28 protein-coding genes and 1 tRNA gene are annotated in these 27000 nt (G+C 68.0%); 16 read left to right on the plus strand and 13 right to left on the minus strand.

Annotated elements, in window-relative coordinates:
- Positions 1-17 precede the first annotated feature (17 nt).
- On the plus strand, positions 18-143 hold the full coding sequence (locus GO488_RS20075; RefSeq protein WP_277814709.1) for a hypothetical protein: 126 nt from the start codon (positions 18-20) through the stop codon (positions 141-143).
- Between the two features lie 203 nt (positions 144-346).
- On the opposite strand, the gene GO488_RS10515 is transcribed toward GO488_RS20075, so the two are convergent.
- The 3 genes from GO488_RS10515 to GO488_RS10525 form a co-directional block, all read right to left on the minus strand.
- A complete protein-coding gene (locus tag GO488_RS10515; protein WP_162317782.1) occupies positions 347-769 on the minus strand; it encodes a VanZ family protein in 423 nt (140 codons plus the stop codon).
- Positions 770-822: 53 nt separating this feature from the next.
- On the minus strand, positions 823-1419 hold the full coding sequence (trmY, locus tag GO488_RS10520) for a tRNA (pseudouridine(54)-N(1))-methyltransferase TrmY (protein ID WP_162317783.1): 597 nt from the start codon (positions 1417-1419) through the stop codon (positions 823-825).
- A gap of 147 nt (positions 1420-1566) precedes the next feature.
- Positions 1567-2229, minus strand: coding sequence for a hypothetical protein (locus GO488_RS10525; RefSeq protein ID WP_162317784.1), 663 nt, complete (start codon positions 2227-2229; stop codon positions 1567-1569).
- A gap of 173 nt (positions 2230-2402) precedes the next feature.
- Here GO488_RS10525 and GO488_RS10530 point away from each other — a divergent pair, with 173 nt between their 5' ends.
- The gene (locus tag GO488_RS10530; RefSeq protein ID WP_162317785.1) at positions 2403-3995 is read left to right on the plus strand and encodes an ATP-binding protein; all 1593 of its coding nucleotides are present in this window, start codon (positions 2403-2405) and stop codon (positions 3993-3995) included.
- 137 nt (positions 3996-4132) lie between these two features.
- On the plus strand, positions 4133-4402 hold the full coding sequence (locus GO488_RS10535) for a hypothetical protein (protein WP_162317786.1): 270 nt from the start codon (positions 4133-4135) through the stop codon (positions 4400-4402).
- A 200-nt stretch (positions 4403-4602) separates the two neighbouring features.
- On the opposite strand, the gene GO488_RS10540 is transcribed toward GO488_RS10535, so the two are convergent.
- A tRNA-Pro gene (locus GO488_RS10540) sits at positions 4603-4675 on the minus strand.
- A 128-nt stretch (positions 4676-4803) separates the two neighbouring features.
- Between GO488_RS10540 and GO488_RS10545 the strand changes: the two genes are divergently transcribed.
- Both GO488_RS10545 and GO488_RS10550 read left to right on the plus strand, forming a co-directional pair.
- On the plus strand, positions 4804-5976 hold the full coding sequence (locus GO488_RS10545) for an NAD-dependent epimerase/dehydratase family protein (RefSeq protein WP_162317787.1): 1173 nt from the start codon (positions 4804-4806) through the stop codon (positions 5974-5976).
- A 2-nt stretch (positions 5977-5978) separates the two neighbouring features.
- Positions 5979-6911, plus strand: a complete 933-nt coding sequence (locus GO488_RS10550) for an NAD-dependent epimerase/dehydratase family protein (RefSeq protein ID WP_162317788.1) — start codon at positions 5979-5981, stop codon at positions 6909-6911.
- An 18-nt stretch (positions 6912-6929) separates the two neighbouring features.
- Here the strand turns inward: GO488_RS10550 and GO488_RS10555 are convergent, their stop codons facing one another.
- Together GO488_RS10555 and GO488_RS10560 are read right to left on the minus strand one after the other, a co-directional pair.
- Entirely contained in the window at positions 6930-7343 is a 414-nt protein-coding gene (locus GO488_RS10555; protein WP_162317789.1) for a type II toxin-antitoxin system VapC family toxin, read from the minus strand.
- The gene (locus GO488_RS10560; RefSeq protein WP_162317790.1) at positions 7330-7557 is read right to left on the minus strand and encodes an antitoxin VapB family protein; all 228 of its coding nucleotides are present in this window, start codon (positions 7555-7557) and stop codon (positions 7330-7332) included. The genes GO488_RS10555 and GO488_RS10560 overlap by 14 nt, the downstream gene beginning before the upstream one ends.
- 107 nt (positions 7558-7664) lie before the next feature.
- Between GO488_RS10560 and hpt the strand changes: the two genes are divergently transcribed.
- Positions 7665-8210 carry a hypoxanthine/guanine phosphoribosyltransferase gene (hpt, locus tag GO488_RS10565; protein ID WP_162317791.1) on the plus strand — a complete coding sequence of 182 codons (546 nt, stop codon included), beginning with the start codon at positions 7665-7667 and terminating at the stop codon, positions 8208-8210.
- Between the two features lie 90 nt (positions 8211-8300).
- Positions 8301-9680 (plus strand): uracil-xanthine permease family protein, encoded by a 1380-nt coding sequence (locus GO488_RS10570; RefSeq protein ID WP_162317792.1) that lies wholly within the window; start codon positions 8301-8303, stop codon positions 9678-9680.
- A gap of 36 nt (positions 9681-9716) precedes the next feature.
- On the opposite strand, the gene GO488_RS10575 is transcribed toward GO488_RS10570, so the two are convergent.
- Positions 9717-10802, minus strand: a complete 1086-nt coding sequence (locus tag GO488_RS10575) for a guanosine monophosphate reductase (RefSeq protein WP_162317793.1) — start codon at positions 10800-10802, stop codon at positions 9717-9719.
- Positions 10803-10929: 127 nt separating this feature from the next.
- On the opposite strand from GO488_RS10575, the gene GO488_RS10580 reads away from it, so the two are divergent.
- Positions 10930-11913 (plus strand): NAD-dependent epimerase/dehydratase family protein, encoded by a 984-nt coding sequence (locus tag GO488_RS10580; protein WP_162317794.1) that lies wholly within the window; start codon positions 10930-10932, stop codon positions 11911-11913.
- Between the two features lie 21 nt (positions 11914-11934).
- Here the strand turns inward: GO488_RS10580 and aglM are convergent, their stop codons facing one another.
- On the minus strand, positions 11935-13239 hold the full coding sequence (aglM, locus tag GO488_RS10585) for a UDP-glucose 6-dehydrogenase AglM (protein ID WP_162318630.1): 1305 nt from the start codon (positions 13237-13239) through the stop codon (positions 11935-11937).
- 213 nt (positions 13240-13452) lie between these two features.
- Between aglM and GO488_RS10590 the strand changes: the two genes are divergently transcribed.
- From GO488_RS10590 to GO488_RS10605, 4 genes are read left to right on the plus strand one after another with little or no spacing between them, the layout of a single operon-like run.
- Complete coding sequence (locus GO488_RS10590; RefSeq protein ID WP_162317795.1) at positions 13453-14247, plus strand: DUF4129 domain-containing protein; 795 nt, start codon at positions 13453-13455, stop codon at positions 14245-14247.
- Positions 14244-14915, plus strand: a complete 672-nt coding sequence (locus tag GO488_RS10595) for a DUF7269 family protein (RefSeq protein ID WP_162317796.1) — start codon at positions 14244-14246, stop codon at positions 14913-14915. Before GO488_RS10590 ends, GO488_RS10595 begins: the two co-directional genes overlap by 4 nt.
- Positions 14912-16183, plus strand: a complete 1272-nt coding sequence (locus GO488_RS10600; RefSeq protein ID WP_162317797.1) for a DUF58 domain-containing protein — start codon at positions 14912-14914, stop codon at positions 16181-16183. The genes GO488_RS10595 and GO488_RS10600 overlap by 4 nt, the downstream gene beginning before the upstream one ends.
- Positions 16180-16875 (plus strand): DUF7519 family protein, encoded by a 696-nt coding sequence (locus GO488_RS10605; protein WP_162317798.1) that lies wholly within the window; start codon positions 16180-16182, stop codon positions 16873-16875. The genes GO488_RS10600 and GO488_RS10605 overlap by 4 nt, the downstream gene beginning before the upstream one ends.
- Before the next feature lie 23 nt (positions 16876-16898).
- Here GO488_RS10605 and GO488_RS10610 read toward each other — a convergent pair whose 3' ends face one another.
- Positions 16899-17876: an AAA family ATPase gene (locus tag GO488_RS10610; protein ID WP_162317799.1), complete on the minus strand. Its 978-nt coding sequence runs from the start codon at positions 17874-17876 to the stop codon at positions 16899-16901.
- A gap of 349 nt (positions 17877-18225) precedes the next feature.
- Here GO488_RS10610 and GO488_RS10615 point away from each other — a divergent pair, with 349 nt between their 5' ends.
- Positions 18226-18480, plus strand: coding sequence for a DUF8028 family protein (locus tag GO488_RS10615; protein ID WP_162317800.1), 255 nt, complete (start codon positions 18226-18228; stop codon positions 18478-18480).
- A 141-nt stretch (positions 18481-18621) separates the two neighbouring features.
- A complete protein-coding gene (locus tag GO488_RS19670) occupies positions 18622-18762 on the plus strand; it encodes a hypothetical protein (RefSeq protein WP_164509638.1) in 141 nt (46 codons plus the stop codon).
- 23 nt (positions 18763-18785) lie between these two features.
- Here the strand turns inward: GO488_RS19670 and GO488_RS10620 are convergent, their stop codons facing one another.
- A complete protein-coding gene (locus GO488_RS10620; protein ID WP_162317801.1) occupies positions 18786-19976 on the minus strand; it encodes a hypothetical protein in 1191 nt (396 codons plus the stop codon).
- 61 nt (positions 19977-20037) lie between these two features.
- On the opposite strand from GO488_RS10620, the gene GO488_RS10625 reads away from it, so the two are divergent.
- A complete protein-coding gene (locus tag GO488_RS10625; protein ID WP_162317802.1) occupies positions 20038-20772 on the plus strand; it encodes a 5-formyltetrahydrofolate cyclo-ligase in 735 nt (244 codons plus the stop codon).
- A 74-nt stretch (positions 20773-20846) separates the two neighbouring features.
- Positions 20847-21020, plus strand: a complete 174-nt coding sequence (locus GO488_RS19675) for a hypothetical protein (RefSeq protein WP_164509639.1) — start codon at positions 20847-20849, stop codon at positions 21018-21020.
- A gap of 3 nt (positions 21021-21023) precedes the next feature.
- Here GO488_RS19675 and GO488_RS10630 read toward each other — a convergent pair whose 3' ends face one another.
- From GO488_RS10630 to GO488_RS10640, 3 genes are all read right to left on the minus strand, one after another.
- Positions 21024-22430 (minus strand): dihydrolipoyl dehydrogenase family protein, encoded by a 1407-nt coding sequence (locus GO488_RS10630; protein ID WP_162317803.1) that lies wholly within the window; start codon positions 22428-22430, stop codon positions 21024-21026.
- Between the two features lie 120 nt (positions 22431-22550).
- Entirely contained in the window at positions 22551-25067 is a 2517-nt protein-coding gene (locus tag GO488_RS10635) for an efflux RND transporter permease subunit (protein ID WP_162317804.1), read from the minus strand.
- Positions 25068-26999, minus strand: a complete 1932-nt coding sequence (locus GO488_RS10640) for a COG1361 S-layer family protein (protein ID WP_162317805.1) — start codon at positions 26997-26999, stop codon at positions 25068-25070. It lies immediately after the preceding gene.
- Between the last annotated feature and the right edge of the window lies 1 nt (position 27000).

The raw sequence follows: 27000 nt of genomic DNA on the forward strand, positions 1-27000 counted from the left end.
TCCGAAAATGGGGCGGAATGAAAGCATCCACGCTCGTACTCATTTTCGGCGCTCTCCTGTTCGTGATCCCGATTCCCGGCACGTTCATCGCCGGCGCACTCGTCCTGCTGGCCGGTGCGGTCGTCCGGTGGCTCGGCTCCTGATCGGCCACGGACGAGCACGGGCAGTCCGGTCTCTCCGTAGCCGACCGTCATGCGGGGAGTTCGACACCGAACAGGTGTCTCCACACCGCTTCTGAGACAGAGAACCCGCTCGTAGCGACGCCGCTCGTCGGCGTCGCGAACTTGGGCGAACCCGTCGATACCTGTCGGCGCGATCGCGACGGCGCTCACTACGAGGCCCGGTCCTATCGAAGCCCCGACCGCACGTCGACGAAGGTGACGTATCGTCGGAGTAGATACCAGGGGGTGACCAGCAGCGCGCCCACGGCGTTCGCGTAGGCGTCCCCCAGCGAGAGATACCGGTCGGGGCGAAACGACTGACCGACCTCGATACCGATGCCGTACAGAACGGCGACGGCGACGACGGTCAGCGCGGTCCACCGTCGCTCCAACGACCAGTCAGTAGTCGCGTAGACCAGCGTTCCGGCGAGCGCCGCGTACGCGACGAGGTGTCGCCACTTATCGAGCGGAATGAGAGTCAGTTTGACGTCGTCTATCGGGGTCGCCGGCGGGGCGACGACGACTGACGTGTAGAAGATGAACCCGCCGACGAGAGCGACGGCGCTCCATCGCAACCAGCGCGGGAGCAGTGGCAGCCGAACAGTCATCGCTTGGCTTCCCTCGTCGGCACGTTCTCAAAAGCGTTTCTTCAGGCGTCGGTTCAGTAGTCGGTGAACCCGTCGGTATCGAGGTAGTTGTGCGCGACGGTGATCGCGTGGTCGGCGTGGAGGCGCTTCGGTCCCAGCGAAACCCGCTCGTCCGCTCGCTCGGCCAGCAACGCGGCTTCGTCCTCGGTGAAGTCGTGATGATCGGAGAGGACGAACAGCGGATTCGCGGGCGGGTCGACGGAGACGACCGGGTCGCCGTCCTCGTGCAGTTGGACGACGGTGCTGTCGCGGGCCGCGTCCTCCAGCGTCCCCTCGAACCCGCGGCGGGTCAGCGAGACGCCGGGCGAGGTCTCGACCGGGACGTGGCCGATGGCCTCCTCGCGCTCTTCGAGGGCGTTCCGGACGAGCGCGGCCGTCGACCGCTCGTCGGGGTTGAGTCGGCGCAGGTCGCTCCCCTCGAACGTGACCGTGTACTCGTCGGCCAACACGAGGTGGGCGCGGACGTCCTCCCGGATGTCGTGGCTCAGGAAGAAGGCGCTGTTGACACACCGACAGAGCACGTCCAGACGGCCTGCGGCCCCGGCGAGGTCGTCGAGCGAGAACTCCGGCGCTGTCGGGGCGTCGTGACCGACGACGACGAACTGGCGCATAGCTAGCGGTTTCGGCAAGCGCGGTTACGTGTATCGGATTCGGTCACCGGAGAGACGAAACGGAAGAGAATAGAGAAACCGCACTACCCCGCTCGGCCCGTACCCGGCCGAGTTACCCGTCAGTTACCTCGCGGTAATCGCTCGCGTTCAGTCGTCGCGCTGGTTTCGAAGCAGTTCCGCGTAATAGGACTGCATGACGTCGACGGCTTCCTCCCAGTGCTCCTCGCTCTTCATGTCGTGGAGCTCGATGCCGACGAGGTAGCGGGCGGGGAGCGGACCGAGACCGTGTCGGCTGGAGCCCCGCTTGTGGGGGTACTCGGGGGCGTCGAGCGCCGCGCGGACCTCGTGGAGCTGTGCGCGCATGTGGGGCGTCCAGTAGTCGCCGCCGGTCTTGTGCTTTCGCCAGCCGTCGGTGGTCGCCGTCGCGTACTCGCGGGACATGCCCACGATGTCGGCGCGGCGCTCGAGACAGTCGACGACGGGACTCCAGTCGGCGTCGTCGAGCGGGTCGCGGTCGAGCGAGCCGTCGTCCTTCACGTACGGCTCTTCGACGTCGTCTTTCGCCCACAGCGCGTCGACGTAGGCGGTCGCGGCTCGGTACGCCTCTTCCTCGGAGAGGTACGGGAACTGGTAGCGATCGACCTCGAAGAACGCCTCAATGCACGCCTCGCGCTGGCGGTCGTCGTGAGTGATGAAGCCTTTGCAGATGTTCTCTGACATGTGCTCGGCGAGGTCGTCGATGGAACGGTCGGGAGCGTCTGCAACGGTCTCGGTTCGTGCGTCCTTCTGGGTGAGTTGCGTGGATGACATCGGTTAGGTCCTGTCTAAACACATCTTGCCCGCTTTCCACCCATAAGTGTAAGCTAACCGTACAGAAACTCCGGCCGCTTACCCGCCGGTAAGTGGCCGTTCGGTTGCCGACTTCTCCGATAATCCGTAATAATAGTTAACTCCGCAGGCACTCACGTCTCCGTGACAGGTCGATGACGCCGTCACTTCACGTTCTCTACGTCGGCGATACGATGAGCCCGGTTCACGCGTTGCAAGCGCACGAGACGGATTTCACCATCTGTCTCGCGGCCACGCACGAGGACGCCCTCGCGCGCCTCGGCGGAACTGCGTTCGACTGCGCCGTGTACGCGGGCGATCGCACCGAGCGTAACGTGTTCCTCGACGGGGTGACCGAGAACCTCCCGACGCTGCCGGTCGTCGTCTACGACGGAGACCGTTCCAACCGTTCCGACCCTCCCAACAGTTCCGACTCTCCCACGTCCCGCTGTGACCGCGTCGTGACCGACGCCGACACGGTACCGGAAGCCGTCACCGAGTTGGTCTCGGAGTCGAGTCCGCATCTCAGTTCGGTCGCCGCCGATACCGGCGGCGAGGCGGAGTACGACTACCGGGACACGCCGCTCTGGGACAACCCCGAGTTCATGAAGTCGGTCCTCGACAACCTGCTCGACGCGTTCTTCGTGTTCTCGGTCAATCGCGAGATGGTCGAGTGGAACACCCGTCTCGAAGAGATAACCGGCCGTAGCGGCGAGGAACTCGCCGAGAGCGACCCGATGGCGTTCATCGCAGAGGAACACCGGGAAGAGGCGTTCGAGAGCCTCGCGTCGGTACTCACCGAGGGCCATACGGTCGGCGAGTACGACCTCGTCGCCGCGGACGGCGAGCGCACCCCCTGTGAGTTCGTGGTGTCGCTTGTCACGGAGAACGGCGAACCGCGATACATCTGCGGCATCGCCCGCGACATCAGCGAACTCAGACAGAAGCAGGCCGAACTCGAACGGAAGCAGGCCGAACTCGATCAGGTGGTCGACGAACTGGAGCGCTCGAATGCCGAGCTCGAGCAGTTCGCCTACGTCGCCTCCCACGACATGAAAGAGCCGCTGCGGATGGTGCGCAACTACCTCCAGTTGCTCGAACACCGCTACAGCGACGAACTCGACGAGGACGCCACGGAGTTCATCGACTTCGCCGTCGACGGCGCGCGTCGCCTCCAGGGGATGATCGACCAGCTGCTGACGTACTCGCGAATCGACCGCGAGGGCGACCCGTTCAGAGCGGTCGACTGCGAATCCGTCCTCGCGACGGTCCGGCGCAACCTCGAAATCGCCATCGAGGAGTCCGACGCAGAGGTCGAGAGCGAGTCGCTACCGGTGGTCACCGGCGACAGCAACCAGCTCGTCCAGCTGTTCCAGAACCTCGTCAGCAACGCCATCAAGTACAACGACGAGGCACCGCACATCTACGTCGGCGCGACCCGCGAGGGGGACGTCTGGCAGTTCACCGTCGAGGACGACGGCATCGGTATCCCCGAAGACCAGGTCGACCGGGTCTTCGACGCGTTCTACGGCGACGCCAGCGGCGTCGACGAGGCGGATTCGACGGGGATCGGCCTCGCTATCTGCGACCGGATCGTCCAGCGACACGGCGGCGACATCTGGGTCGAGTCCACCGTCGGCGAGGGGACGACGTTCCACTTCACGCTACCCGTCGAGGACGCGGAGCTAGAGCCGAAATCCGCCTCGCTCGTCGAGATAACGAACACGAACGGGTCGAGAGCGGAGTAGGTGTCGTTACGTAGTTCCTTCGTTTCGCGGATACGGTTCGGACAGTTACGGGTAGAGAGGATATATTATGGTCGTCGCTCGCGTCATTTTGTATTAGAAGAGCAATATGTATTACCGACCGACAATTTGAGTCGTACGTGGAGGGCACCGAAGCGACCGGAGAGGCGGGCGGGCTCTCGTTAGCCGAGCTGTTCACCCGAGAGTTCATGCGGGAGTACACGGACTTCGAGTCGATAGCGGAATTCTGGTCCCATAGCCCGTGGGAGATCGAGTCGAGAGCGGACATAGAGCGGCTACCCGACAACCCGGTCGACGGATACGTCAGTACGCATACCGAGTTCTCCGACGCCGCCGAGATGGACTGGGTGGCAGGGACGGAGTGGGCAGCGAAGCGATTCGACCACTGACTCGTCGGTAAGTCACTGTTTGGCGTAGGAACTGCCCCGCTCGCTGTCGCTCGCGGTTGTGGTGTCGCGGAAAATGGGCCGGCGCGAATTCGAATCGCCGCGGAGCAAAGCTCCGCGAGCCCTCGTTCGCTTCGCTCACGAGAACGCGGTTACGGCCACCCGAAGGTCGGCACTACTCAGGTGTGGGTTGTGTTCAAAAATGGGCCGGCGCGAATTCGAATCGCGGTTACGGCCACCCGAAGGCCGAAGGATACCAGGCTACCCCACCGGCCCGTGCGATAGCAACCGGAGAAAGGAGAGGCCGATTTTTAACCCTTCCGGAACGACCGAGTCGGACCCGTGGAGACGCGGTCGGGCAAAAGATACTTACTCCGAGCGGGTTACTCACGAACTGAGTAACTATGACGATACTGGTCACTGGGGCCGACGGCTACATCGGCTGGCCCGCCGCGCTGCGTATCGCGAACCGCACGGACGAGCGCGTCCTGCTGGTCGACAACTTCGCCCGCCGCGAGTGGGTCGAGGAGGTCGGCGCGGTGAGCGCGACGCCCGTCGCGTCCATCGACGAGAGACTCGCCGCCGCCGAGGAAACGCTGGGCATTACGAACATGTCCTTCGCGGAGTTGGACCTGACAGACCGCGACGCCGTCGACGAGCTGCTGCAGGTCCACGAACCCGAGACGATCGTCCACGCGGCCGCCCAGCCCTCCGCGCCGTACTCCCAGATCAACGGCGAGCGCGCGAACTACACCCAGCACAACAACATGCAGGCGACGCGGAACCTGCTCTGGGGGCTCGAGGAGAACGACATGACCGACACGCACGTCATCGAGACGACGACGACGGGCGTCTACGGCGCGCCCGAGTTCCCAATTCCGGAGGGCGGCGCGACGATGGAGAACCAGGGCGAACGCGACGACGTGCCGTTCCCGGCGATGGCCGGGAGCTGGTACCACCTCACCAAATCGCACGACGCGGCGAACCTCCGGCTGGCCAACAAGCAGTTCGACATCCCGATCTCGGACGTGCGCACGGCCATCACCTACGGGACCGAGACCGAGGAGACCCGCGAGGACGACCGGCTGAAGACCCGCTTCGACTTCGACTACTACTTCGGGACGGTCACGCACCGCTTCTGCGCCCAGGCCGTCGCCGGCTACCCCGTCACCGTCTACGGCAAGGGCGAACAGCGCAAGCCGTTCGTCTCGCTGGAAGACGCCGTCGAGGGGCTCGCGCAACTGGCCCTCGGCGACGCCGACGACCGACCGGACGACCTCACCGTCTACAATCAGGTCACGCGGGCTATCAGCATCGTCGAGATCGCCGAGACCATCGCCGAGGTCGGAAGCCGGCATGAACTCGACGTCGACGTCGAGCACTTCGAGAACCCCCGCGACGAGGACGAGACACACAAAATGGAGATCGAGTACGACCGCTACGACGACCTCATCGGCGGGCAGTCCCAGTCCTTCGAGGAGGGCGTCGCGGACATCTTCGAGACGCTGACGCGCTACAGCGACACCATCGAGTCCCACGAGGACCGCTTCCTGCCGGGCGTGCTCAGCGAGGACTGACGATGGACGTCCTCGTCACGGGGGCCTGCGGGTACATCGGGAGCGCGCTGCTCCCCATCCTGCAGGACGACGACCGGGTCGACCGCGTCGCGGTCCTAGACGACCTCTCCTCGGGGTCGCCCCGCGCGCTGCTCGGCATCCTCGGCGACGGGTTGGAGTTCCGGCGCGGGGACGTGACCGAGTACGGCGACGTCGAGAGCGCGATGCGCGAGGTCGACCGGGTCGTCCACCTCGCGGCGATAACCGGCGCGGCCAGCACGCACGACCGCCGTGAGGAGACGTTCGCGGTCAACTACGACGGCACCGAGAACGTCCTCAACGCGGCGGGGAAACTCGGTATCGACCACGTCGTCTTCGCCTCCTCGTGTAACGTCTACGGCCGCGCGACGAGCACGGACATCGACGAGACCGTCGAACCGGACCCCATCAACCCCTACGCGGAGACGAAGTTGGAGGCCGAGTCGCTGCTCGCCGACTACTGCGAGGAGTTCGACATGACCGGGACCGCCCTGCGGATGGCGACCAACTACGGCCACTCGCCCGGCGTCCGGTTCAACCTCGTCGTGAACTACTTCGTCTTCCGCGCGCTGACCGGCCGGCCGCTCACCGTCTACGGCGACGGCTCGAACTGGCGGCCGTTCGTCCACGTCCGCGACGCCGCGCGGGCGTACGCCGACGCGGTCCTGCGCCCGGACGCGTGGGACGAACTCGCCTACAACGTCGGCACGGACGAGGGCAACTACCGGATCGCCGAGATCGCCGAGATCGTCTCCGAAGAAGTTGCACCGGTCGACGTGACCTATCTGGAGGACGAACACCCGGGTCCCTCCTACCACGTCAACTTCGATCGATTGGCGGAGACCGGCTTCGAGACGGAGTGGACGCTGCGGGAGGGCATCCGAGACCTGGCGACGCGCTTCACCGCGCAGGCCTGATTGTTGGATAGAAGCGCGTCAATAGTCCGCCCAATCGACGACCCGGACGTCGTCGATTCGCTCGAAGTGGTCGACGTTCGCGGTGAGGACGGGGAGCTCTTCTGACAGTGCAGTCGCCGCGATATAGACATCGTGGAGGTCGTGTAGCGGTTCGCCGCGACGCTGCAGTTCTGCGATGATATCCGCTGCTCTCACGGCCCCCGGTCTCGTCACGTCGACTATCTCGAAGCGAGCACAGAGCCGTTCGAGCGCTTCCATCGCTTCGTCGTGTGCTTCAGTACCGCCCTCGTACTGTTTGTGTACGCCCATTCGGAGTTCCGTCAGCGTGACGACGCTTATCGCGTGTCGGCCCTCGCCGTCGAGTTTCGAGACCCTCTGGTTGACGCCGCCGCGGTCGATATCGACGACGACAGACGTATCAACGAGTTTCATCGTCGAGTCGGTCCAGAGTCCCGTCGCTCAACCGACCGATATCTTCTTTCACCGCGTCGCGGGTCCCCGGTTCGAATATCTGCTGGCCGGTCACGTCTGCGAGCCGTCCGCCGCTTTCGAGGCGCTCTTCGATGATTTCACTGAAACTCCGGTCTCCCTTCTCTCGCTTCAGTTTCCGATACACCTCGTCGGAGATCGAGATGTTTTTGCTCATATTTTGCGTATGGGTGTGGGTACACAAAGACGTTCGTACTACTGTCTCGATTACGACACCGAACCGCGGAACGATTCGCTTTTCCCGCGCCTCCGCAAGTCGCCGTCATGGAACGCCTCCGCGAGTCGCTACACGAAGCGCCCATCGTCGACAAGGACGGCTACGAGTACCTCGTTCATCCGATCAGCAACGGCGTGCCGATGCTTGACCCCCAGCTGTTGCGCGAGGTCGTCGTCGAGGTCATGCAGGAGGCCGACTTGGACGTGGACAAGATCGTCGCACCCGAGGCGATGGGCATCCACCTGGCGACGGCGCTCTCCCTGCAGACGGACATCCCGCTGGTCGTCATCCGCAAGCGGGCCTACGGCCTGCCCGACGAGGTCGCGCTGCACAAGTCCACCGGCTACTCCGAATCGGAGATGTACATCAACGACATCGAGGCGGACGACAGAGTGCTCATCGTGGACGACCTGCTCTCGACCGGCGGGACGCTCGCGGCCATCTGTGACGCGCTCGACGGCATCGGCGCGGAGATCTCGGACATCGTCGTCGTCATGCGGAAGGTCGGCGAGTCGGCGATGGATGACGTGGACCACGATGTCGAGAGCCTGGTCGACATCACCGTCGAGGACGGCGACGTGACGGTCCACTGAGCGCACTCACTGAGCGCGCGCCGGCGTCGCCTCGGCCGCGAAGCGATGACGAAACCATTATGCGGCAATCTCTGTAGGAACTGGCTATAGATGGCAACCGACTCAGACGGGGAGATAGAGCTCGAATACGAGCGCGACGACAAGCCGCCGCTGCCCACGTCGCTGCTGCTGGGACTGCAACACGTCGCGGTGATGATCGTGCCCGCGACGGCGGTGGCGTTCATCGTCGCCGGGGCCGTCGGGCTCAGCGCGGGCGACACCGCCTACATCGTGCAGATGGTGCTGCTGTTCTCCGGCGTGGCGACCATCGTGCAGGCCTACACCGTCGGCCCGGTCGGCGCGAAGCTCCCGATCGTAATGGGGACGAGCTTCACGTTCGTCGGCGCGGCCAGTTCCATCGGCGCGAGCTACGGGCTGGCGGCGGTGTTCGGAGCCATCCTCGTCACCGGCTTCGTCGTCGAGGGACTCGTCGGCTGGCAGTTCAAGCGCATCGAACCGTTCTTCCCGCCGCTGGTCACCGGACTCGTCGTAGTCATCATCGGCCTCTATCTGGTGCCGGTCGGGATGGACTACGTGGCCGGCGGCGTCGGCGCGGAGAACTACGGGTCGCTGACGAATCTCGGCCTCGCGTCGCTCGTCCTCGGTATCGCCGTCCTCCTGAACCTCTTTACGACCGGCGTCACCCGACTGCTGAGCGTCCTCGTCGGCATCGTCGTCGGCTACGCGACGGCCACCGCCCTCGGCGTCGTCGATTTCGCACCGGTGTTCCAGGCCAGTTGGTTCGCGGTCCCGCAACCGGGCAAGTTCGGCTTCGCGTTCGAACCGGTCCCCATCATCACGTTCGCGTTCCTCTTTCTGGTCTCGGCGATGGAGACGGTCGGCGACATGTCGAGCATCACGGCCGCGGAGGGCCGGACGCCCACCCACGAGGAGTTCCGCGGCGGCCTCTTCACCGACGGCCTGCTGAGTTCGCTCGGCTCGCTCGCCGGGACGTTCCCGGTGACCTCGTTCTCCCAGAACGCCGGCATCGTCAACTTCACCGGCGTGATGAGCCGACACGTCGTCGGCGTCGGCGGCCTCATCCTCGCGCTCCTGGGACTCAGCCCGAAGGTCGGTGCCGTCGTCACGACGATCCCGAGCGCGGTGTTCGGCGGCGCGGTCCTGTTGATGGTCGGGATGGTCGCCGCCAGCGGCGCGCGGCTCATCTTCCTGCACACGCAACTCGACCGACGCAACATGGTCATCATGGCCGTCTCGCTCGGTCTCGGTCTGGGCGTGGCGACCCGACCGGACGCGCTGTCGGGCCTGCCCGCGGCCGCCGAGACGTTCTTCGGCCAGCCGGTCATCCTCACGGCGCTGACGGCGCTGGTGCTCAACACGTTCGTCCCCGGCGAGCAGAGCCCGCTGTTCGACGCCGACCCGGACGAGACGCCCGCCGAGGCGATGGGGATCACTAGCTCGGACGACTGAGCGGCTGAGAGCCGCGATTTCTCTCCCGTCCGCTCCTCAGTCGTCGGCGTCGGCCGTGGCGTGTTTCGTGCTGTCGACGCTGACCGTCTCCCACGCTCGGTCCGAGTGCGCGCCTTCTCGCTCCTTGGCGCTTTCAGCGACGCGGATGAACTCCGCCTTCTCGCGGGCCGCCTCGATAGTGTGGCCGCCGCAATACGACAGACCCGAACGGATGCCCGCACAGAACTCCTCGGCCACGTCGGCGGCCGGCCCCTTGTAGGGGGTCAGCCCCTCGACGCCCTCGTCGGCGGTGACGTCCTCGGCCTTGTCCGAGCGCTCCTCGGCGGCGGCCGTCGTCGCCATCCCGCGCGAGCGCTTGTAGCGCGTTTCGTCGATCTCGACCGTCTCGCCCGGCGCTTCCGCCGTTCCGGCGAAGAGACTGCCCATCATCACCGTGTCCGCGCCGGCCATCAGCGCCTTCACCGCGTCGCCGGAGGTCTGGATGCCGCCGTCCGCGCAGATCGTGACGTCGAGGTCCGCCGCGGCCTCGGCGCAGTCGTCGACGGCCGTCAACTGCGGGACCCCCGCCCCGGCGACCTTTCGGGTGGTGCAGTGCGAGCCGGGACCGATGCCGACTTTCACGCAGTCCGCACCGGCCGCGTGGAGGTCCTCGACGCCGTCGGGCGTGGCGACGTTCCCGGCGACGATATCCAACTCGGGGTATTCCTCGCGGAGGTCAGCGACGGCGTCGAGGGTCCGCTCCATGTGGCCGTGGGCGACGTCGACGACGACGGCGTCGACGCCCGCCTCGACCAGCGCGTCGGTCCGTTCGACGTGGTCCTCGTCGATGCCGACCGCCGCCGTGACCGGGACCCCCGCGGCGGCCACCTCCGCGACGGTCTCGGCCTGCTCCTCGACGGTGAGAAAGCGATGAACCGTCCCGACGCCGCCCGCCTCGCCGAGCGCGATGGCGAGGTCCGCTTCGGTGACGGTGTCCATCGCCGCCGAGACGAGCGGCGTTTCGAGGTCGATACCGGGCGTCAACCGCGTCGAGAGGTCGACGTCGTTCCGGCTATCGACCGGCGACCGCTGGGGAACCAGCAGTACGTCGCCGTAGCTCAACCCCGTTCGGAGTTCGTTCATGACCGCGATTGCTAAGGGGTGTCACGGGAATAAACCCCTCGATTCCCCCACCGGATTGCCCGACCGCCGCCCCCGTCGAACAGCAAACCACGGGGTGTTTATACCGTCTCGTGTCAACCCCCGTAGCATGGCGGATTCCCCCCACGTCGCCGTCACCGGCGCTGCGGGTTACATCGGCAGTCGCGTCGTCTACGAGCTACGGGAGCAGTACCCCGACTGGGAGATAACCGCGCTGGACAACTTCTATCTCGGACAGGTCCAGTCGGTCGGGGACGTCGACGTCGACCACGTCGACATCCGCGACCGCGACCGGCTGGAGGCCGCGCTCGACGGAGCGGATATCGTGATGCACTTAGCGGCCATCTCCGGCGTCGACGACTGCGAGGACAAGCAGGACCTGGCCTACGAGGTGAACGTCCAGGGCACGAACAACGTCGCGTGGTTCTGCCGGCAGACCGGCGCGGGGATGGTCTTTCCCTTCTCGATGGCCGTCATCGGCGACCCGTCTGACTTCCCCATCTCCGTCGACAATCCGCGCGGCCCGCTGAACTGGTACGGGCGGACGAAACTCCTCTCCGAACGCGCCATCGAGGACTTCGCCGACGGCGCGTTCCCCGCCCACCAGTTCATGATCTCGAACCTCTACGGGAGCCACGAGATAGACGGCCAGTCCGTCTCGAAGGGCACCGTCATCAACTTCTTCCTCGGACGCGCGGAGGCGGGCGAGACGCTGACGGTGTACGAACCCGGAACACAGTCCCGCAACTTCGTCCACGTCAAGGACGTCGCCCGCGCTTACGTCCGCAGCGCCGAGCGGATGGTCGAGCAACTGGACGGCGGCGAGACGGGCGTCGAGAAGTACGAGATCGCCAGCGACGAGGACCCGAGCGTCCGCGACGTCGCCGAGTTGGTCCGGTCGGCCGCGGCCAAGGCCGGCATCGACGTGGACGTCTCGCTGGTCGAGAACCCCCGCGGCGACGACGAGACGATGGTCGACTCGTTCACCGTCGACACGAGTCGCACGCGCGAGGTGCTCGGCTGGGAGCCGACCCACACCGTCGAGTCCGTGATCCGCGACGCGCTGGCCGCCGAAGACGGCGGCGAGCAGTAGCGTCTCGTTCCGTCTCGCCGCTCACCACGTCAGTCCTTCGTACGTGATGCCGTCGCGCCGCTCGATTATCCGCCGGCCGTCGACGACTACCGGGTCGGCCATCTCGTCGAACTCGGCGTCGAGCGCCGCGAACTCGTCCCAGTCGGTGACGACCACCGCGCCGGACGCCCCCTCCAGCGCCTCGCCGGCCGACGCGGCGTACTCGATGTCGGGGTAGCGCTCGCGCATGTTCTCCGTCGCCACGGGGTCGTAGGCGACCACGTCGGCCCCGCGTTCCTGTAGGCCCTCGATGACCGGCACGGCCCGCGTGTTCCGGATGTCGTCCGTACCGGGCTTGAACGCCAGTCCGAGGACGGCGACGCGCTTCCCCCGCACGGCGACGTGGTCGTCCAGCAGGGAGAGGAGGCGCTCGGGCTGAGCGTCGTTCAACTCGACGGCCGCCGAGAGAACGGCGGGGTCGTAGCCGCGCTCGCGGGCGGCGGCGATGATCGCATCAGTATCCTTCGGGAAGCACGATCCGCCCCAGCCCACCCCGCTCCGGAGGAACTGCTCGCCGATGCGGTCATCTAACCCAATGGCGTCGGCCACCTCGTAGGCGTCGACGCCGAACTCCTTGCAGACGTTGCCGATGTCGTTGATCAGACTGACCTTCGAGGCGAGGAAGGTGTTGTTGGCGTACTTTATCATCTCGGCCTCGGCGATACCGGTCTCGACGACCGGAACCTCGCCGTCGGCGGCGTCCCGAAGCGGAGCGTAGAGGACGCGCAACAGGGCGAAGGCCCGCTCGTCGTCGGCCCCGAAGACGAGCTTGTCGGGGTTCAGGAAGTCCTCGACGGCGGTGCCCTCCCGCTGGAACTCGGGGTTCGAGGCGACCAGGAAGTCCGTCCCGCGTTCGAGGCCCTCCTCGGCGATGCGGGGGGCGAGTCGCTCGTCCGTCGTCGTCGGAATGACCGTCGATTTGGTGACGACGAGGTGCGGTTCCTCGCGGCCCTCGCCCGCGGCCAACGCCTCTCCGACGGAGGCCGCGCCCGCTTCCATGTACTGCAAGTCGATGCTGCCGTCCCCGTTCGAGGGCGTGGGGAGGGCCAGCATCGTCAGGTCCGTCTCGCGGACGGCGGCGTAGTCGGTCGTCGCGCGCAGTCGCTCGCCGCCGTGCTCGGCGACGAGTTCGTCCAGCCCGGGCTCGTGGATGGGCGACTCGCCGTCGTTGATCGCGGCGACGATACCCTCGTCGACGTCGATTGCCGTGACTTCGTGACCCAGCTCGGCGAGACAGGCCGCGACGGTAGTGCCGACGTAGCCGCTCCCCACGATGCTGACGTTCATCGGCGATGGTTTGGCCATCACCCCCCTTGAGAATTCGGTTCCTTCGGGCCGGAATCCGCAGCGCGGCCGTCGAATCGGGCCCGCCGAACGCGCCCGCCGCGGAGACTGTCCCGAGACAGTTGCGTCCGTTGCAGCCGTAACCGGCCTATAACAACGCCTCCGCCTGACTCAGCCCGAACCAGCCTGGCGATTCCGGTCGCCACGCAAGGGACAATGAACACGGAACGAGCAGTGTCGGTCGGCATCGCCGTCGCCGTCGTCGTCGCCCTGACGTTCTCCGCGTCGACGCTGGGGTCGTCGATGGAGACCGACCCGTCCGACGCCATCGACGTAGAGTACGAGGCGCTTCCCCTCGGGGACAGCGGCGACGACGTGGAGGAGGCCGCACAGCGACTGCACGACCAGTACGATCAGGAGGCGAGCCAGTCACAGTCGCAGTCTCAGTCGCAGTCGCAGTCCTCGTCGTCCTCCGCTAGCTCGCAGAGCCAGCAGAGCTCGAGCGCGTCCTCGAGCGCCGACCCCGCCTCGCAGAGCGATCTCGTCGCCCTACTGGCGGCGCTGCTGGTGCTCGCCGCGCTCGTAGGCGTCGCCTACTACTACCGAGAGCGCCTGCGGGCGCTGTTCGGGCGGTTGACCGACGACTCGGGCGACGAGGCACGAGGCGAGCGGGCGGTCCCCGTTCCGGAGAACGACGTCCAGCGGGCGTGGGTCGAGCTGGTGACGCGAGCGGGCGTGAGTCGGCCGCGGACGCGGACGCCGCGGGACTGCGCCCGGGCCGCCGTCGAGACCGGGTTCGACGCCGACGCGGTCCACCGACTGCGCCGGGCCTTCGAGGACGTCCAGTACGGCGGCGCGCCGCCGACCGAAGAGCGTGAGCGCAGCGCCCGCGAGACGCTGCGAACGCTGGACGGCGGTGGCGGACGGTTGGAGAGCGACGGCGGCCGGTCGACGGGTGATGACCGGCGACCGGAGCGCGACGGCGAAGAGCGGGAGGGCGATAGCAGATGAGCGGGACGTCCAGCGTGCGCCGATTCGGCTGGGCGCTGCTGGTGGCGCTCGGCGTCGCCGCGTTGGGGGTCGCGGTCGTTCCCGGCGCGGCGTCGTCGCTCCCGGTCGAGGCGTTCGTCGAGGCGCTGGGGAACGACTACTTCCTGCTCGGTCTCTTCGGCGGCGTCGCGCTGGCGGTGCTCGCGTGGATGGTCGGCCGGCGCGCGACCGGCAGCGTCACGCAGGCGGACCCGCCGGACCCGGAGACGATCCTCGATGCGCCCCGCCCCGGTGAGGGGTTCGACGACCTGCTCGGGACGACCGTCCCGCGTCACCGGGACAGCGGCGAGACCGCCGAGCGATTGCGCGACCGGTTGCGGACCGCGGCCGTCCGCGCGGAGATGCGAGGCGGGCGTTCGCGCGAGCGGGCCAAAAAGCGCGTCGCCGACGGCCGTTGGACGGAGGACCCCGTTGCCAGTCAGTTCGTCAGCGATGATCCGTCCTCGCCCGCGCTCGGCGAGCAAGCGAAACTGTGGCTGCTCGGCGACTCGTGGGTCCAGCACGGCGCGCGAGCGACGGCGCGGGAACTCACCCGGGAGACCGAGACGGAGCGCCCCGTAGAGAGGGAGCGGCGCGCGAGCCAGCCGGAGCCGAGTAGCGGCGAAGCGAGCGGCGGTGAGACGCGATGACGGCGGTCAGAGCGACCGGCCGCTGGCGCGGCATCGTCGCCGTCGCGCTGTTCGCCGTCGCCGTCGGCATCCTCACGGACCGTCCGCCGGTGATGCTCGCGGGCGTCGTCGGCGCGGGCTTCGCGCTGTACCCGCGCCTGACCGGCCCGCCGAGCGCCGAGTTCGAACTCGACCGCCGCGTCGACGACCACCACCCGGATCGGGGCGACCCCGTCACGGTGACGACGCGGTTGACCAACGTCGGCGACAGCACGCTCACCGACGTCCGGATAATCGACGGCGTGCCGCCGATGCTCACCGTCGCGTCGGGCAGTCCCCGCCACGGAGCGGTGCTTCGCCCCGGCGAGACCACCGAGTTCAGCTACGAGGTCGGGGCCGACCACGGCCGCCACCAGTTCGACCCCGCCACCGTCGTCGTCCGCGACCCGACGGGCGCACACGAGGTCGAGACGACGGTGGCCGCCGGGACGGAGATCGACTGCGCCGAGGCCGTCCCCGCGGTCCCGCTCCGCCAGCAGACCAACGGCCACGCGGGGCGGCTGGTGACCGACGACGGGGGGAGCGGCATCGAGTTCCACACCGTCCGCGAGTACCGCCCCGGCGACCCGATGGGGCGCATCGACTCGAAGCGCTGGGCGCGCACGGGCGAACTCACCACCATCGACTTCCGCGAGGAGCGCCGGGCCTCGATACTGCTCCTGCTCGACGCCCGCGAACCGGCCTACCGCTCGCAGAGCGACGACGAACCCAACGCCGTCGCCCACGGGCTGGCCGGCGTCGAGCAACTGCTCTCGGCGCTCGCGGACACCCGCGACTTCGTCGGCCTGGCGGCGTTCGGTCGGGAGTTCTGTTGGCACGCGCCCGGGGTCGGCCCGGACCACCAGAGTCGTCTCAGGCAACTGCTTCAGACCCACCCGACGCTGTCCGCCCGACCGCCGACCGCCGACGAGGACGGCGACCTGAAGCGCCAGACCGAGCAACTGCGCAAGCGCCTCGGTCGGGACACGCAGATAGTCGTGTTCTCGCCGCTGGCCGACGAGGCGATCGTCGAGGCGGTGCGTACGCTGGAGGCCGACGGCCACGCGACGACGGTGGTCAGCCCGGACGTGACGGCCGACGGCACGCTCGGGCGGGAACTCGCGCGGGTCGAGCGGACGAACCGCCTCCACTCGCTTCGGGGGGCCGGGGTCCCGGTCGTGGATTGGGGACCGACCGCGTCGCTCGGCGCGGTTCTGCTCGACGAGCAACGGCGGGGGTGGTCGGCGTGAGCGAATCGATCGCCCACCGGCCGACGCCGGTCGCGAGCGGACTGGCCGTCCTCTTCGCGACCGGGGCGACGGCGATCCTCGTCCGCTCGGCCGCACAGCACCGCGCCGTCGCGCTCACGCTCCTCGGCGCGGCGATCCTCCTCGTCAGCGGTCGCTACCCCGACGGGATGGCGCTGGACCGCCCAGTCCGGTATCTCGGGACGGCCGTCGGCGCGCTCGTCGTCCTCGCCGCGTTCGCGCTGGCGCTCACCTCGCCCTCGACGTCCGGCGCGCGCCTGGAGCTGTTCCCCGGACTGGTCGGCGTCGTCCTCGTCGGACTGGGCGTCCGTCCGGTCCGCCAGCGCTTCGCCCGTCGGTTCCTCTCGGCCGGGCTCGCCGCCCTCGTCGTCGCCGTCGCGCTGAGCGGCATCTTCGAGCGGGCGGGACCGCTCGCGCTGCTCGCGGCCGTCGCGGCCGCCATCGTCGCGTGGGACGTCGGGGAGCACGGCGTCAGCCTCGGCGAGCAACTGCGGACCGACGCCGACACCCGCTCGGTCGAACTGGTCCACGCCGGCGTCTCGACGGCCTACGGTGCCGCCCTGGTCGTCGCGACGCTGCTGCTCTTCGAAAACGGCGCGACGGGGCTCCCGCTGGCGACGTTGGTGGCGCTGCTGGTCGGCGCGATCGCGCTGATGGCCGCGCTGTACCGGTAGCTACGGAAAAAGCGGGGCGAGCGCTATTTTCGACCGTCCGCGTAACTGACTGTCGGCACCGGCACCGAATCCAGCAGGTCGTCGACGACGGCGCGCTTGTCCACGTCGTCGACGCGGGCGTCCGGCGTCAGGACGAGGCGGTGGGCCAGCACGTCGGGCGCGATGCGGGCGACGTGGTCCGGCGTGACGTAGGTCCGCCCGCGAACGACGGCGAGCGCCCTGGCGACCTCGAAGAGGCGCTGTGTCGCCCGCGGGGAGACGCCCGTGGCGACGCGGCTGTCCTCGCGGCTCGCGCGCGCGAGACTGACGACGTACGCGCGCACCTCGTCCTCCATGTGGACGGATTCGGGCGCTCGCCGGAGCGCCGCGGGGTCGATGGCCGCGCTGGTCCCGACCGTGGGCGTCCGGTCGGTTCGGGCGGCCCGCCGATCGATGAGTTCGCGCTCGCCGGCCTCGTCGGGGTATCCCAGGCTCGTCTTCACGACGAAGCGGTCGACCTGTGCCTCCGGCAGCGGGAACGTGCCGTCCTGTTCGATGGGGTTCTGCGTCGCGATGACGAAGAAGGGGTCGGGCAGCGCGTGGGTCTCCCCGTCGATGGTGACCTGCCCCTCGCCCATCGCTTCGAGCAGCGCGGCCTGGGTCTTCGGCGACGCGCGGTTGATCTCGTCGGCCAGCACGACGTTGCCGAAGATCGGCCCCTCGCGGAAGTCGAAGGCCTGCGTCTGCTCGTTGAAGACGTACGTGCCGGTGATGTCGGCCGGCAGGAGGTCCGGCGTGAACTGGATGCGCGAGAACGAGAGGCCGAGCGCCGACGCGAGCGAGCGCGCGGTGAGGGTCTTCCCCGTTCCCGGAACGTCCTCCAATAGAACGTGGCCCCGGGAGAGAAATCCCGAGAGGACCGTTTCGAGCGTCGATTCGTCGGCGATGACCGCCCGCGACACCGCATCGAGGACGGTGTTGCAGTGCTCTGTCGCTCCCTCGACGTCTGTCTCAGTACCCATTGGACGGGGACTCACGGAACGCGGGCTTTGTTATCGCCGACCTACTCCGTTCGACGCCCGGTGTAGCCGCCGTTTGCCGTCAGACTCGCGGGACGTCTGTCCGGGGCGTGGCCCGCGCAGTCGGATCGAGGAGCGGCCGGCGCGGCCGACGACCCGCCGAAATCGGCACCTGCCGAGTGGTGAGTAGCGCTCCGGTTCTCCGAACCCAAATTCGGCCATTTTCGGCGCTTTCAGCCGCCGCAAAAGGATTATAAAACGTCCTAAAACGACGACCATACGGTGAATTCATGCCAATCATATCTCCGTTATATGGGGGTGGGGGTCGTGGCTTCGAGTAGAGAACCCAGTCATGTCCACCGCAGAATCGTCCCTCCCGCGCCCGTCCGCCCTCGCAACCGCCCGCTCCCTGCTCTCCACCCTCCGTCAGTCGCTCGTCGCCGCGGTCCGGGGGATCGCCTTCTGGGCGACCATCCCGCTGCCGCTCGTCATCGCGGGGACGCTGGTGACCGGCACCGCCGCCTCGGCCCCGCTACTGGTCGTCGGTCTCCTCCTCTTGAACGTCGTCTGTGCCGTCGTCGGCCAGCGTCACTCGACCGGCGACTGAGCGCTCCCCTTCTCGTATAGACACCGACCGATTGTCTGACGAACGTCTGACGATGGTCGTCCAATCCCCACTTCGTCTGTCGGTTTTCACTTTCACGCCGCATGGCTGGTGTATATACCCCTCCCGTCCTTGGACAGAGATATGTTCGACCAGTTGCGGCGCTCGGTCACCGAGCGCACGGAGTCCCTGCACGAGTGTCGACGGTGTGGCACCGACGTGGAGGAAGCCGACGGTCGCTGTCCCGCGTGTGGGTCGACCGAGATCGCCCACTACGAGTTCTGAGCGGACGCGCGACGCCGGGTCCGTCAGCGAGTGCCGTACCGCTCTCGAAAGAGGCCGAGCAACAGGTACGCGTACAGACTCGCGCCGACGAGCGCGACCAGTCGGCCGACCGCGACGAGCGGCGCGACCCCGACCAGTAACGCGGCGGCCTCGACGCCGAGGCCGGCGGCGAGACAGCCGAGCGAGACGAGCGCCGTCCGGTCGCCGGCACCGGGGAACGTCCCGACGGCGGGCGGGTAGAACTGGTAGGCCACGCCGACGACTGTCAGTCCGAGGAATCCCAGGAGGTTCAGCCGATAGTGCGCGAGCGGCCCGCCCGCGACCGAACCGGCGAAGGCGAAGTGGAGACCGAGCGCGACGCCGGCGACGCCCGCGAGGACGCCGAGCAGCGGGCCGTAGAACCCGACGCGGCGTCGGGGCGAGCGCCGGAAGAGGGCGAGGAAGGCGAGCGCGAACCCGAGGACGGCGACGCTCTCGGCGACGGCACCGACGCGGAACCAGACGCCGCCCCAGAGACTGGCGGCGACGAGGGCGGGACCGACCGCGCCCGCGGGGAGGACGACGGCGACGAGGGGGGCGGGCGGCGACGCGACGAGGAAGCGCGGCAGGAGGCGGAACCCGACCGCGAAGACCAGCAGCGCGCCGACCCCCGCCGCGAGGAGGTGGCTGGCACCGGCCGCGCCGCGACCGGCCAGCGTCGGCAGTCCGGTGGTAACGGCCACGGTCTCGTACGCGCCCGCGAGGAGGTACGCGAGGACCACCGGGACGAACGCGTTGGCGAGGCGGTCGATCCGCCGCCGCTCAGCGTTCGCCTCGCCGGTCCCCGTCTCGGCCCCTGAGGGGTTGTCGCGGACCGTCCAACCCAGCGTCGCGACGAACCCGGCCGCCCCGAGCGCCCAGCAGACCGCACCGGCGACGGCGGCCGCGCGGGGGAGCGGTGCCGTCGGCGCGGCCGCCAGTCCGACGGCTCCGAGCGTCAGGAGCGGGAGGGTGGCCGCGGGCGCGCGGGGGAGGGCGAGCGAGCGGTCGAAGTACGCCGGGACGAGCGCGTATCCCTTCCCGACGACCGTGTGCAAGACGAACCCGTAGAGGCCGAGCGCGACGGCGGTCCGACGCGGGGCTCCGAACAGCGCCGCCAGCTGCCACGCGACGAGGAAGAGCGCGCCGACGGCGACGTGACGGCGGGCCCATCGGGAGACGCGCTCGGCCGTCATGGCTCTCGTCTGGAACGCGACCGGACTAAACGCTTTTTGCGAACGTGGGTGACCGGCCCGCATGGACAAGCAGGCGATACGAGCGGCGGTGTGGGACGCCCTCGAAGCGGAGGGGGTCGCGCGCTTCCCGTTTCCGCCCCACGACCGGATCCCGAACTTCGAGGGGGCCGAGCGGGCGGCCGACCGGCTGACCGAGACGGCCGTCTGGGACGCTGCCGAGACGGTGAAGGCCAACCCCGACTCGCCGCAGCTCCCGGTCCGTCGGGCGGCGCTTCGGGCGGGCAAGACCGTCTACATGGCCGTTCCGCGGCTTCGGGACGAGAAGTGTTTCTACGAACTCGACCCCGATCGACTGGAGGACATCGAGGCCGCGCCCGCCGTTTCGAACGTCGCCGACCACGCCGAGCAGGTCGGTCCCGAGGCCGTCGAGAGCGTCGACCTCGTCGTCTCGGGGTCGGTCGCGGTCACCGAGGACGGCGCGCGCATCGGGAAAGGCGAGGGGTTCAGCGACCTCGAATACGCGGTGCTCGCCGAACTGGGACTCGTCACCGACGCGACGGCAGTCGTCACGACGGTCCACGAACTGCAGGTCGTCGGCGGCCCCGAGGGCGTCGTCGAGAGCGATGTCCCCGTCGACGCCCACGACGTGCCGATGGACTACGTCGTGACGCCCGAGCGGACCGTCGAGACGGGGACGCCGTACGACCGTCCGACCGGCGTGGACTGGGGGGCGCTCTCCGCCGAGCGAATCGCGGAGATGCCCGTACTGGCCGCTCGTGCGCCCGAGACCGAGTGAGCAGACCGCGTCCGGGCGACCGCCGTCGGCGCTCCGGACACACGCTTATGTACGTGTAGTCCGAATGATACTACATGGCACACCAGCCCGAGCGTCCACAGGAGTACGTCTGCGAGGGGTGTCACACCGTCATCGCCGGCACGGCTCACGGTGACCCGCCGGACCACAGTTACGCGCCGCCCGAGGAGTGCGCGGCCTGCGGCGGCACCGAGTTCGTCGAGATTCAGAACTACCCGTCGTCGGGATGAGCCTCAGTCGTCCAGTTCGGCCACGCAGTCCCGGATGAGGCCGTCGAAGTTCTCGGGGAGCGTCGGGTGGTACGCCCTGTCGGGCAGTTCACGCACGTCGAGTCCCATCTCGACGACGATCTGGAGCATCTTCGCGAAGCTGTCAGCGTGGTAGTGGAGGCCCTGCCAGCCGAGGACGGTCCCGTCTTCGGCGTCGACGACGAGCTTCGAGAGCCCCTCGGGCACGTCCTTGGACTTGAACACGCCGTCGTCGCTGGCCTGTCTGGTGGCGGTGACGACGTCGTAGCCCGCCTCTTTCGCGCTCTGCTCGTTGTGGCCGACGCGGGCGAAGGGATAGACGCCCAGTCCGGAGAAGATGACGTGGTGGTGGACGTTCTCGTATTTCTGCGGCTCGCCGCCCGCCTCCTGTCTGAGGATGTTCTCGGCGGCGGTGAACCCCTGTTCCTTGGCGACGTGGAGGATCGGCTCCTTCTCGTTGACGTCGCCGACGGCGTAGACGTGGTCGGCGTCGGTCGTCTGCATCGTCCCCCGGACCCACTCGCCCTCCGGGGAGATCGACGTGTTCTCCAGCCCGAGCCCGTCGAGGGTGGGCCGCCGGCCGGTGAAGAGGAACAGCTCGTCGGCCTCGTAGGCGTCCTCGGTCCCGTCGCCGAACTCGACGTGCAGGCGGACGCCGCCGTCCTCGGTCGTTTCGAGGCGTTTCTCGTGGCAGTTCGTCGGGATCTCGATATCCCAGTTGTCCTCGTAGATCGAGAGCGCCTCGTCGCCGAAGGCCGGGTCGGCCTCGTCGATGGGTCGCTCGTCGTGCTCGATAACGGTGAGTTCCATCCCGCCCGCCTCGGCCAGATACGGCACCATCTCCATGCCGATGTAGCCGAAGCCCATCACGATGCCCGAGTCCGGGAACTCGGTTGCGTGGAGGACGTCTTTGCTCGTCATGAAATCCACGTCGTCGATGCCGGGGAGGTCGGGGACGTTGACCGACGATCCGGTGGCGATGACGACGTAATCGGCCTCGTACTCCTCGTCGCCGACCCGGACGGTGTGGTCGTCGACGAGCGTCGCCGTGTCGTGGATGAACTCGACGTGGTCCCGCTCGGCCATCGAGTGGATGGAGTCCCGGCGGTGACCCGCCCACCCGCGGGTGTGGTCGTTCTTCTGTTCGACCACCGCTTCGAGGTCCACGTCGGGGACGTCGCCGACCAGTCGGTGGTCGTGGCGGGCCTGAAAGCGGTGTGCCCCGGCCGAGAGCACCTCTTTCGACGGCATGCAGCCTTCGAGGATGCAGAGGCCCCCGCCCGGGTCGCCGTTGTCGATGAGAGTCAGTTCGATGTCTTCCTCGTCGACGAGTTCGCCGGCGACGGCCGCGCCGGCGCTCCCGTACGCGCCGATGATGACGACGTGAGTCATATCGGAGGCTAGCGGTGCCCCCGGATAAAGGCTTCAGTGGCGTGCGCCGAGCGGACAGACGCGGTCCGAGAGAGGACGAGACGGAGCGACGGAGCGGCGAGACGGGAGCGCCGCGATTCGCTAGTCGTCGCTCTCCGTCGTCTGAGCCGGCCGCGACCAGTCGAGGTCGAACAGCGACCGGAGCGGCCGGCGCTGGTTGGTCAGCCGGTCCCAGACCACGAGCACCGACGGGAGGACCAGCAGCGACGTGAGGAACGCGTAGGCGATGGACATCGCCGTCAGGATGCCGAACTGCCCGATGGCGGGGAACACCGCGAGCGCCAGCACGCCGATGCCGAAGACGGTGGTGAGCATGCTGCTGAACAGCGCGCCGCCGGTCCCGCGGACGGTTCGATCGAGCGCCGTCACGAGGTCGTGTTCGTGCATCTCGTCGGCGAAGCGGTGGGTGACGTGGACGGAGTAGTCCACGCCCAGCCCGATGGTGATGGCGAGCATCGTCGCCGTGATGGCGTTGAAGGGGATGTCGAGCAGGCGCATCGTCGCCGCCAGCAGGGCGACGGTGACGACGACCGGCACCATGTTGGCGATCCCGAGCGAGGGGCGGCCCTCCAGGACGTGATAGATGAGGACGAGGAACGCCGTCGCACCGGCCAGCGCGATAGCCAGCGACTGGATGGCCGATTCGAGGATGACGTCCGTGACGGCCTGGAAGACGACGATCGACCCGGTCGCCGTCGCCGAGTGCGGGAAGTCGTCGGCGACCGCGCGGGCGTCCTCTGTCACCTCGGCGTCGCTCGCGCTCGACTCGACGGTGTAGACGACGCGCGCGCTCCGGTAGTCCTCGCCGAGGTAGTTCAGCGCCCGGTCCCGCGAGGACGAGTCCAGCAGGTACTCGTAGATCTCCCCGAGGTTATCGTCGGGGACGCCGTTGTCGTTCCGGTCGTTGCGCTGGACCAGCCGTCGGAACTCGGGGTCGCGGGCGGCCCGGTCCTGGATGACCGTGACGATGGACGTCGAGGCGGCTCGGCCGTTCTCGCGGACGAACGAGTCCGGCGGGTCGTCGCCGGCGCGATAGATCCGTTCGAGCGTGGAGTCCTGTCGCATCGGCCCCTCGACGTAGATGGTCGCCTGCCCGCTCTGGGTCGTGTCGAAGTTGTCTTCGAGGAAGTTCGTCCGCTGGGTCACGGTGTAGTCGCTCGGCGCGAACGGCTCGGGCAGGGACATGATCCAGTCGGGGTTGTCCTCCGGCGGGAGGAAGTCGTCCTGCGAGAACGACGTGGAGACGCCCGTCGCGTAGACGCCGGCGCTCGCCGTGAGCACCAGCGTCAGGAGCAGGAAGACCACGGGCGCTCGCTCGGCGATGGCGACGCCGCCACGGAGCACGCCGCCCAGCCGCGACCCCTCGGAGCCCAGCGGCGTCTGGGCGAACGTCGGGATCGGATACCGCTGTCTAAGTTCGTCTAACTCCACCTTCGCGGCGGGCAGGAACACGCCGAAGATGAGGAAGGTGAACGTGATGCCGATGGCGGCGACGAACCCGAAGTCCTGAATCGGCGGGAGCGAACTGGTGAGGTTCGCCGCGAAGCCGATGACCGTCGTCCCGGTGACGATGAAGAACGCCACGAGCAACTGGTCGGTCGTGATGCGCATCGACCTGTCGATGCCGACCCCCTCGACGCGCTCCTCCCGGTAGCGGTTGATAGCGTGGATGCCGAAGTCGATCCCGACCGCGAGCAACAGCGGCGGCACCGCGATGAGCATCTGCGAGAACGGGATGCCGGCCAGCCCCATGAACCCGAACGTCCAGACGATGGCCATGAACAGCGCTATCAGGCCGAGCACCATGTCCGCGAGGTCGCGGTAGGCGATGATCAGGAAGAAGAGGATGAAGATGATGGCCGCGGGGACGGTGAGTATCAGCGAGTCCACGACGACGTTCGAGAACTCCGCGGCGAGGATGCCCGAGCCGAAGACGACGATGCTCCCGTGGCCGGCCGCCCCGACTGTGAACTGGGCCTGTTGCTGGATGCCCGTCAGGGGACTCGAACCGCCCTGTCCCGACCCCGAGGAGATGCCGGCGGGGACCTCGTGGACGACGAGGCCGAGCGTCGCCGAGGCAGAGGCGGACCCGCGGTTGAAGTCGCTGCTGACGAGGCTGTTGAACTGCGGACTCTGGGAGGCCGCTCGCCGCACCGCGGCGTCGATCTCGGTCGTAGTGGCGGACTCGACGGCGCGAATCTGCCCTTCGGGCGTCGTCGCCGTCGGATCGAGTTGCGTGGCGACGATGCTCGCGGCGCTGGACGTGGAGGTCACGCGGAGCCCCTCTTTCTCCTGTAACCACTTCTGGGCCCTGAGCATCCGCAGCATCGACCCCTTCGAGAGGACGTTGTTGCCCTTCTGGATGAGCTGCGTGTTGCCCGTATCCGCAGAGAAGGTCGGCGAGAACTCGTCGTTGACCTGTGAGAACGCCTCCTCGGCGGGGAGGCCGGTCGTGAACTGCGAGGTCCCGGCGTTCGTCGAGACGTTGCCGAGGCCAGCGCTAAAGAGGAGCGTCACGACGAGGAACGCCAGGACGACCTTCCGCGAGTCGCCGACGATGCGGTCGTCCGCCCAGTCGACGTAGCGCTGGTGGTCCATCTATTGGTACCTTGCGTAGCCGCCGATCGCCAGCACGCTCACGAGCAGGACGACGGCCGCGATGCCGATGAGCGGGAAGCCGCCGCCGTCGCTCTCGGCGTTCACGTCGATGGCGACGCGGTAGGTATCGGAGACCGGCGAATCGCCGTCGGGCTCGGTGTACTGGAAGTCCAGCGAGACGGGGTAGGCCTTCTCCATCGCCCCGCCGCTGGCGCTGATGCCGAAGCGAAGCGTCGTGGAGTTGCCGGGGCCGAGGCGGTCGACGTAGGCCTCGTCGTCGGTCACCGAGATGGGCGAGTCGGCGAACAGTTTCGCCGAGATGTCAGTCAGCGGCACGTCCTCGTTGTTCGTGACGGTGAGTTCGATGACCTCGGAGCCGCCGGGACTGACCGTCGTGTTGGCCGACTCGACGACGAACTCGTCCTGGCTGGCCGCGACGTCGGCGCGGACCTGCAGCCCGTCGACCTCTTTCGTGTCGCCGCTGTTGCCCTGATACTGAGCGACGAAGTCGAACTGTCGCGGCCCCGCGTCGGCGCTGTCGGAGACGTCGACGCCGAAGCTCACGGTGGCGGACTCGCCCGCGCCGAGGTCGCCGACGGCGTACTGGGTCTCCTGGGGCGAGAGGTTGCTGTGGTCGCTGTTCCACTTCAGCACGACGTTCTCGACGGCCTGCTGGCCCTCGTTGGTCAGCGTCGCTTCGAGCCGACCGTCCTCACCGGCCTGCAGCGTCGCGTCGACGTCAGAGAGGGAGAAGTCCTGTTCGGGACCCGGCCGGAGGCCGACCGAGAGCCCCTCCTCGACGCCCGCGTCGCCCTCGGGGTCCTCGTAGTTGATCGACGTGGTGAGCGCGTAGTTGCGGTTCTCGGCGTTCGGCCCGGCCGTGGCGTCGACGGTGACGGTGCGGGTCTCGCCGGGCTCCCACTCGCCGACGTACTGGGTCGTCGAGGACGCCTCGCCGAAGGTAATGTCGGGGCTCTGCGAGGCGACGGTCACCGTCGAGTCGCTGACGGTCACCGGCCCCTCGTTGCGGAGCGTCAGCGAGTACGACCCGGTGTCGTCGACGGCGACGTCGTTCTCGGTGCTGACCACCGAGAACGCCTGCTGGGGGTCAGGCGCGATCCCGACCGAGGTGCCCACGGACTGCTTGCGGACGCCGTTCTCGTTGTCGAAGCCGACCGAGAGGTTGAACTGATACGGTTCGGGTTCCGCGCTCTCGGCGGCGGAGACGCTGTACCGGAAGGTCCGATCCTCGCCGGACTCCCACTCGTCGACGTAGCGTGAACTGGCCGTGCCGCCGCCGACGCCGAGGTCCTGGTTCTGGCTCTGGAGGGTCACGGAAGCGTCGCGGGCGGCCGACTGCCCGGTGTTCTCGACGGTGACGGCCACGGTCCCCGTCGAGCCGACCCGGGCGTCGGACTCGACGTTCGTCACGTCGAAGGTGGCGTCGTCGGAGACGCGAAGGGTCACGTAGGCGGTCTCGGACGCCTCGGACTCCGTTCGGCTGCCGTCTTCCTCGGAGAGGTAGCTCGTGTACTCGTAGTCGAGTTCGACCGGTACCCGATAGCGGCCGGGATCGGCGTCCTCGTCGACGCTGATCTCGAACGGCACCGTCGCCGTCGGGCCCGTCGCGAGCGTCCCGAGCGACTGCCTGGACGTGACGACGTTTATCGGCGCGTCGCCGCTCTGAACGTCGACTTTGAGCGCGCGAGCGGTCGTCACTTCGCTGCTCAGACTCGGATTCCGCGCCGAGCCGGTGGTGATTTCGCCGCTGTTGACGAGGACGACGCCGAGCGTGGTCTCCTCGCCGGGCGAGACGGTGTTGTCTTCGAGCGTCGCGTCGATGCTCGGACTCCCGGTCACCGCGGCGGCGGCGGTACCGGCGGCCAGTAACAGTGCAACGACAGTCAGCGTCAGTGGCGTTCGAGTGTTCATG

The sequence above is a fragment of the Haloarcula limicola genome, from assembly GCF_010119205.1.
GTDB classification, from domain to species: Archaea; Halobacteriota; Halobacteria; order Halobacteriales; family Haloarculaceae; genus Haloarcula; species Haloarcula limicola.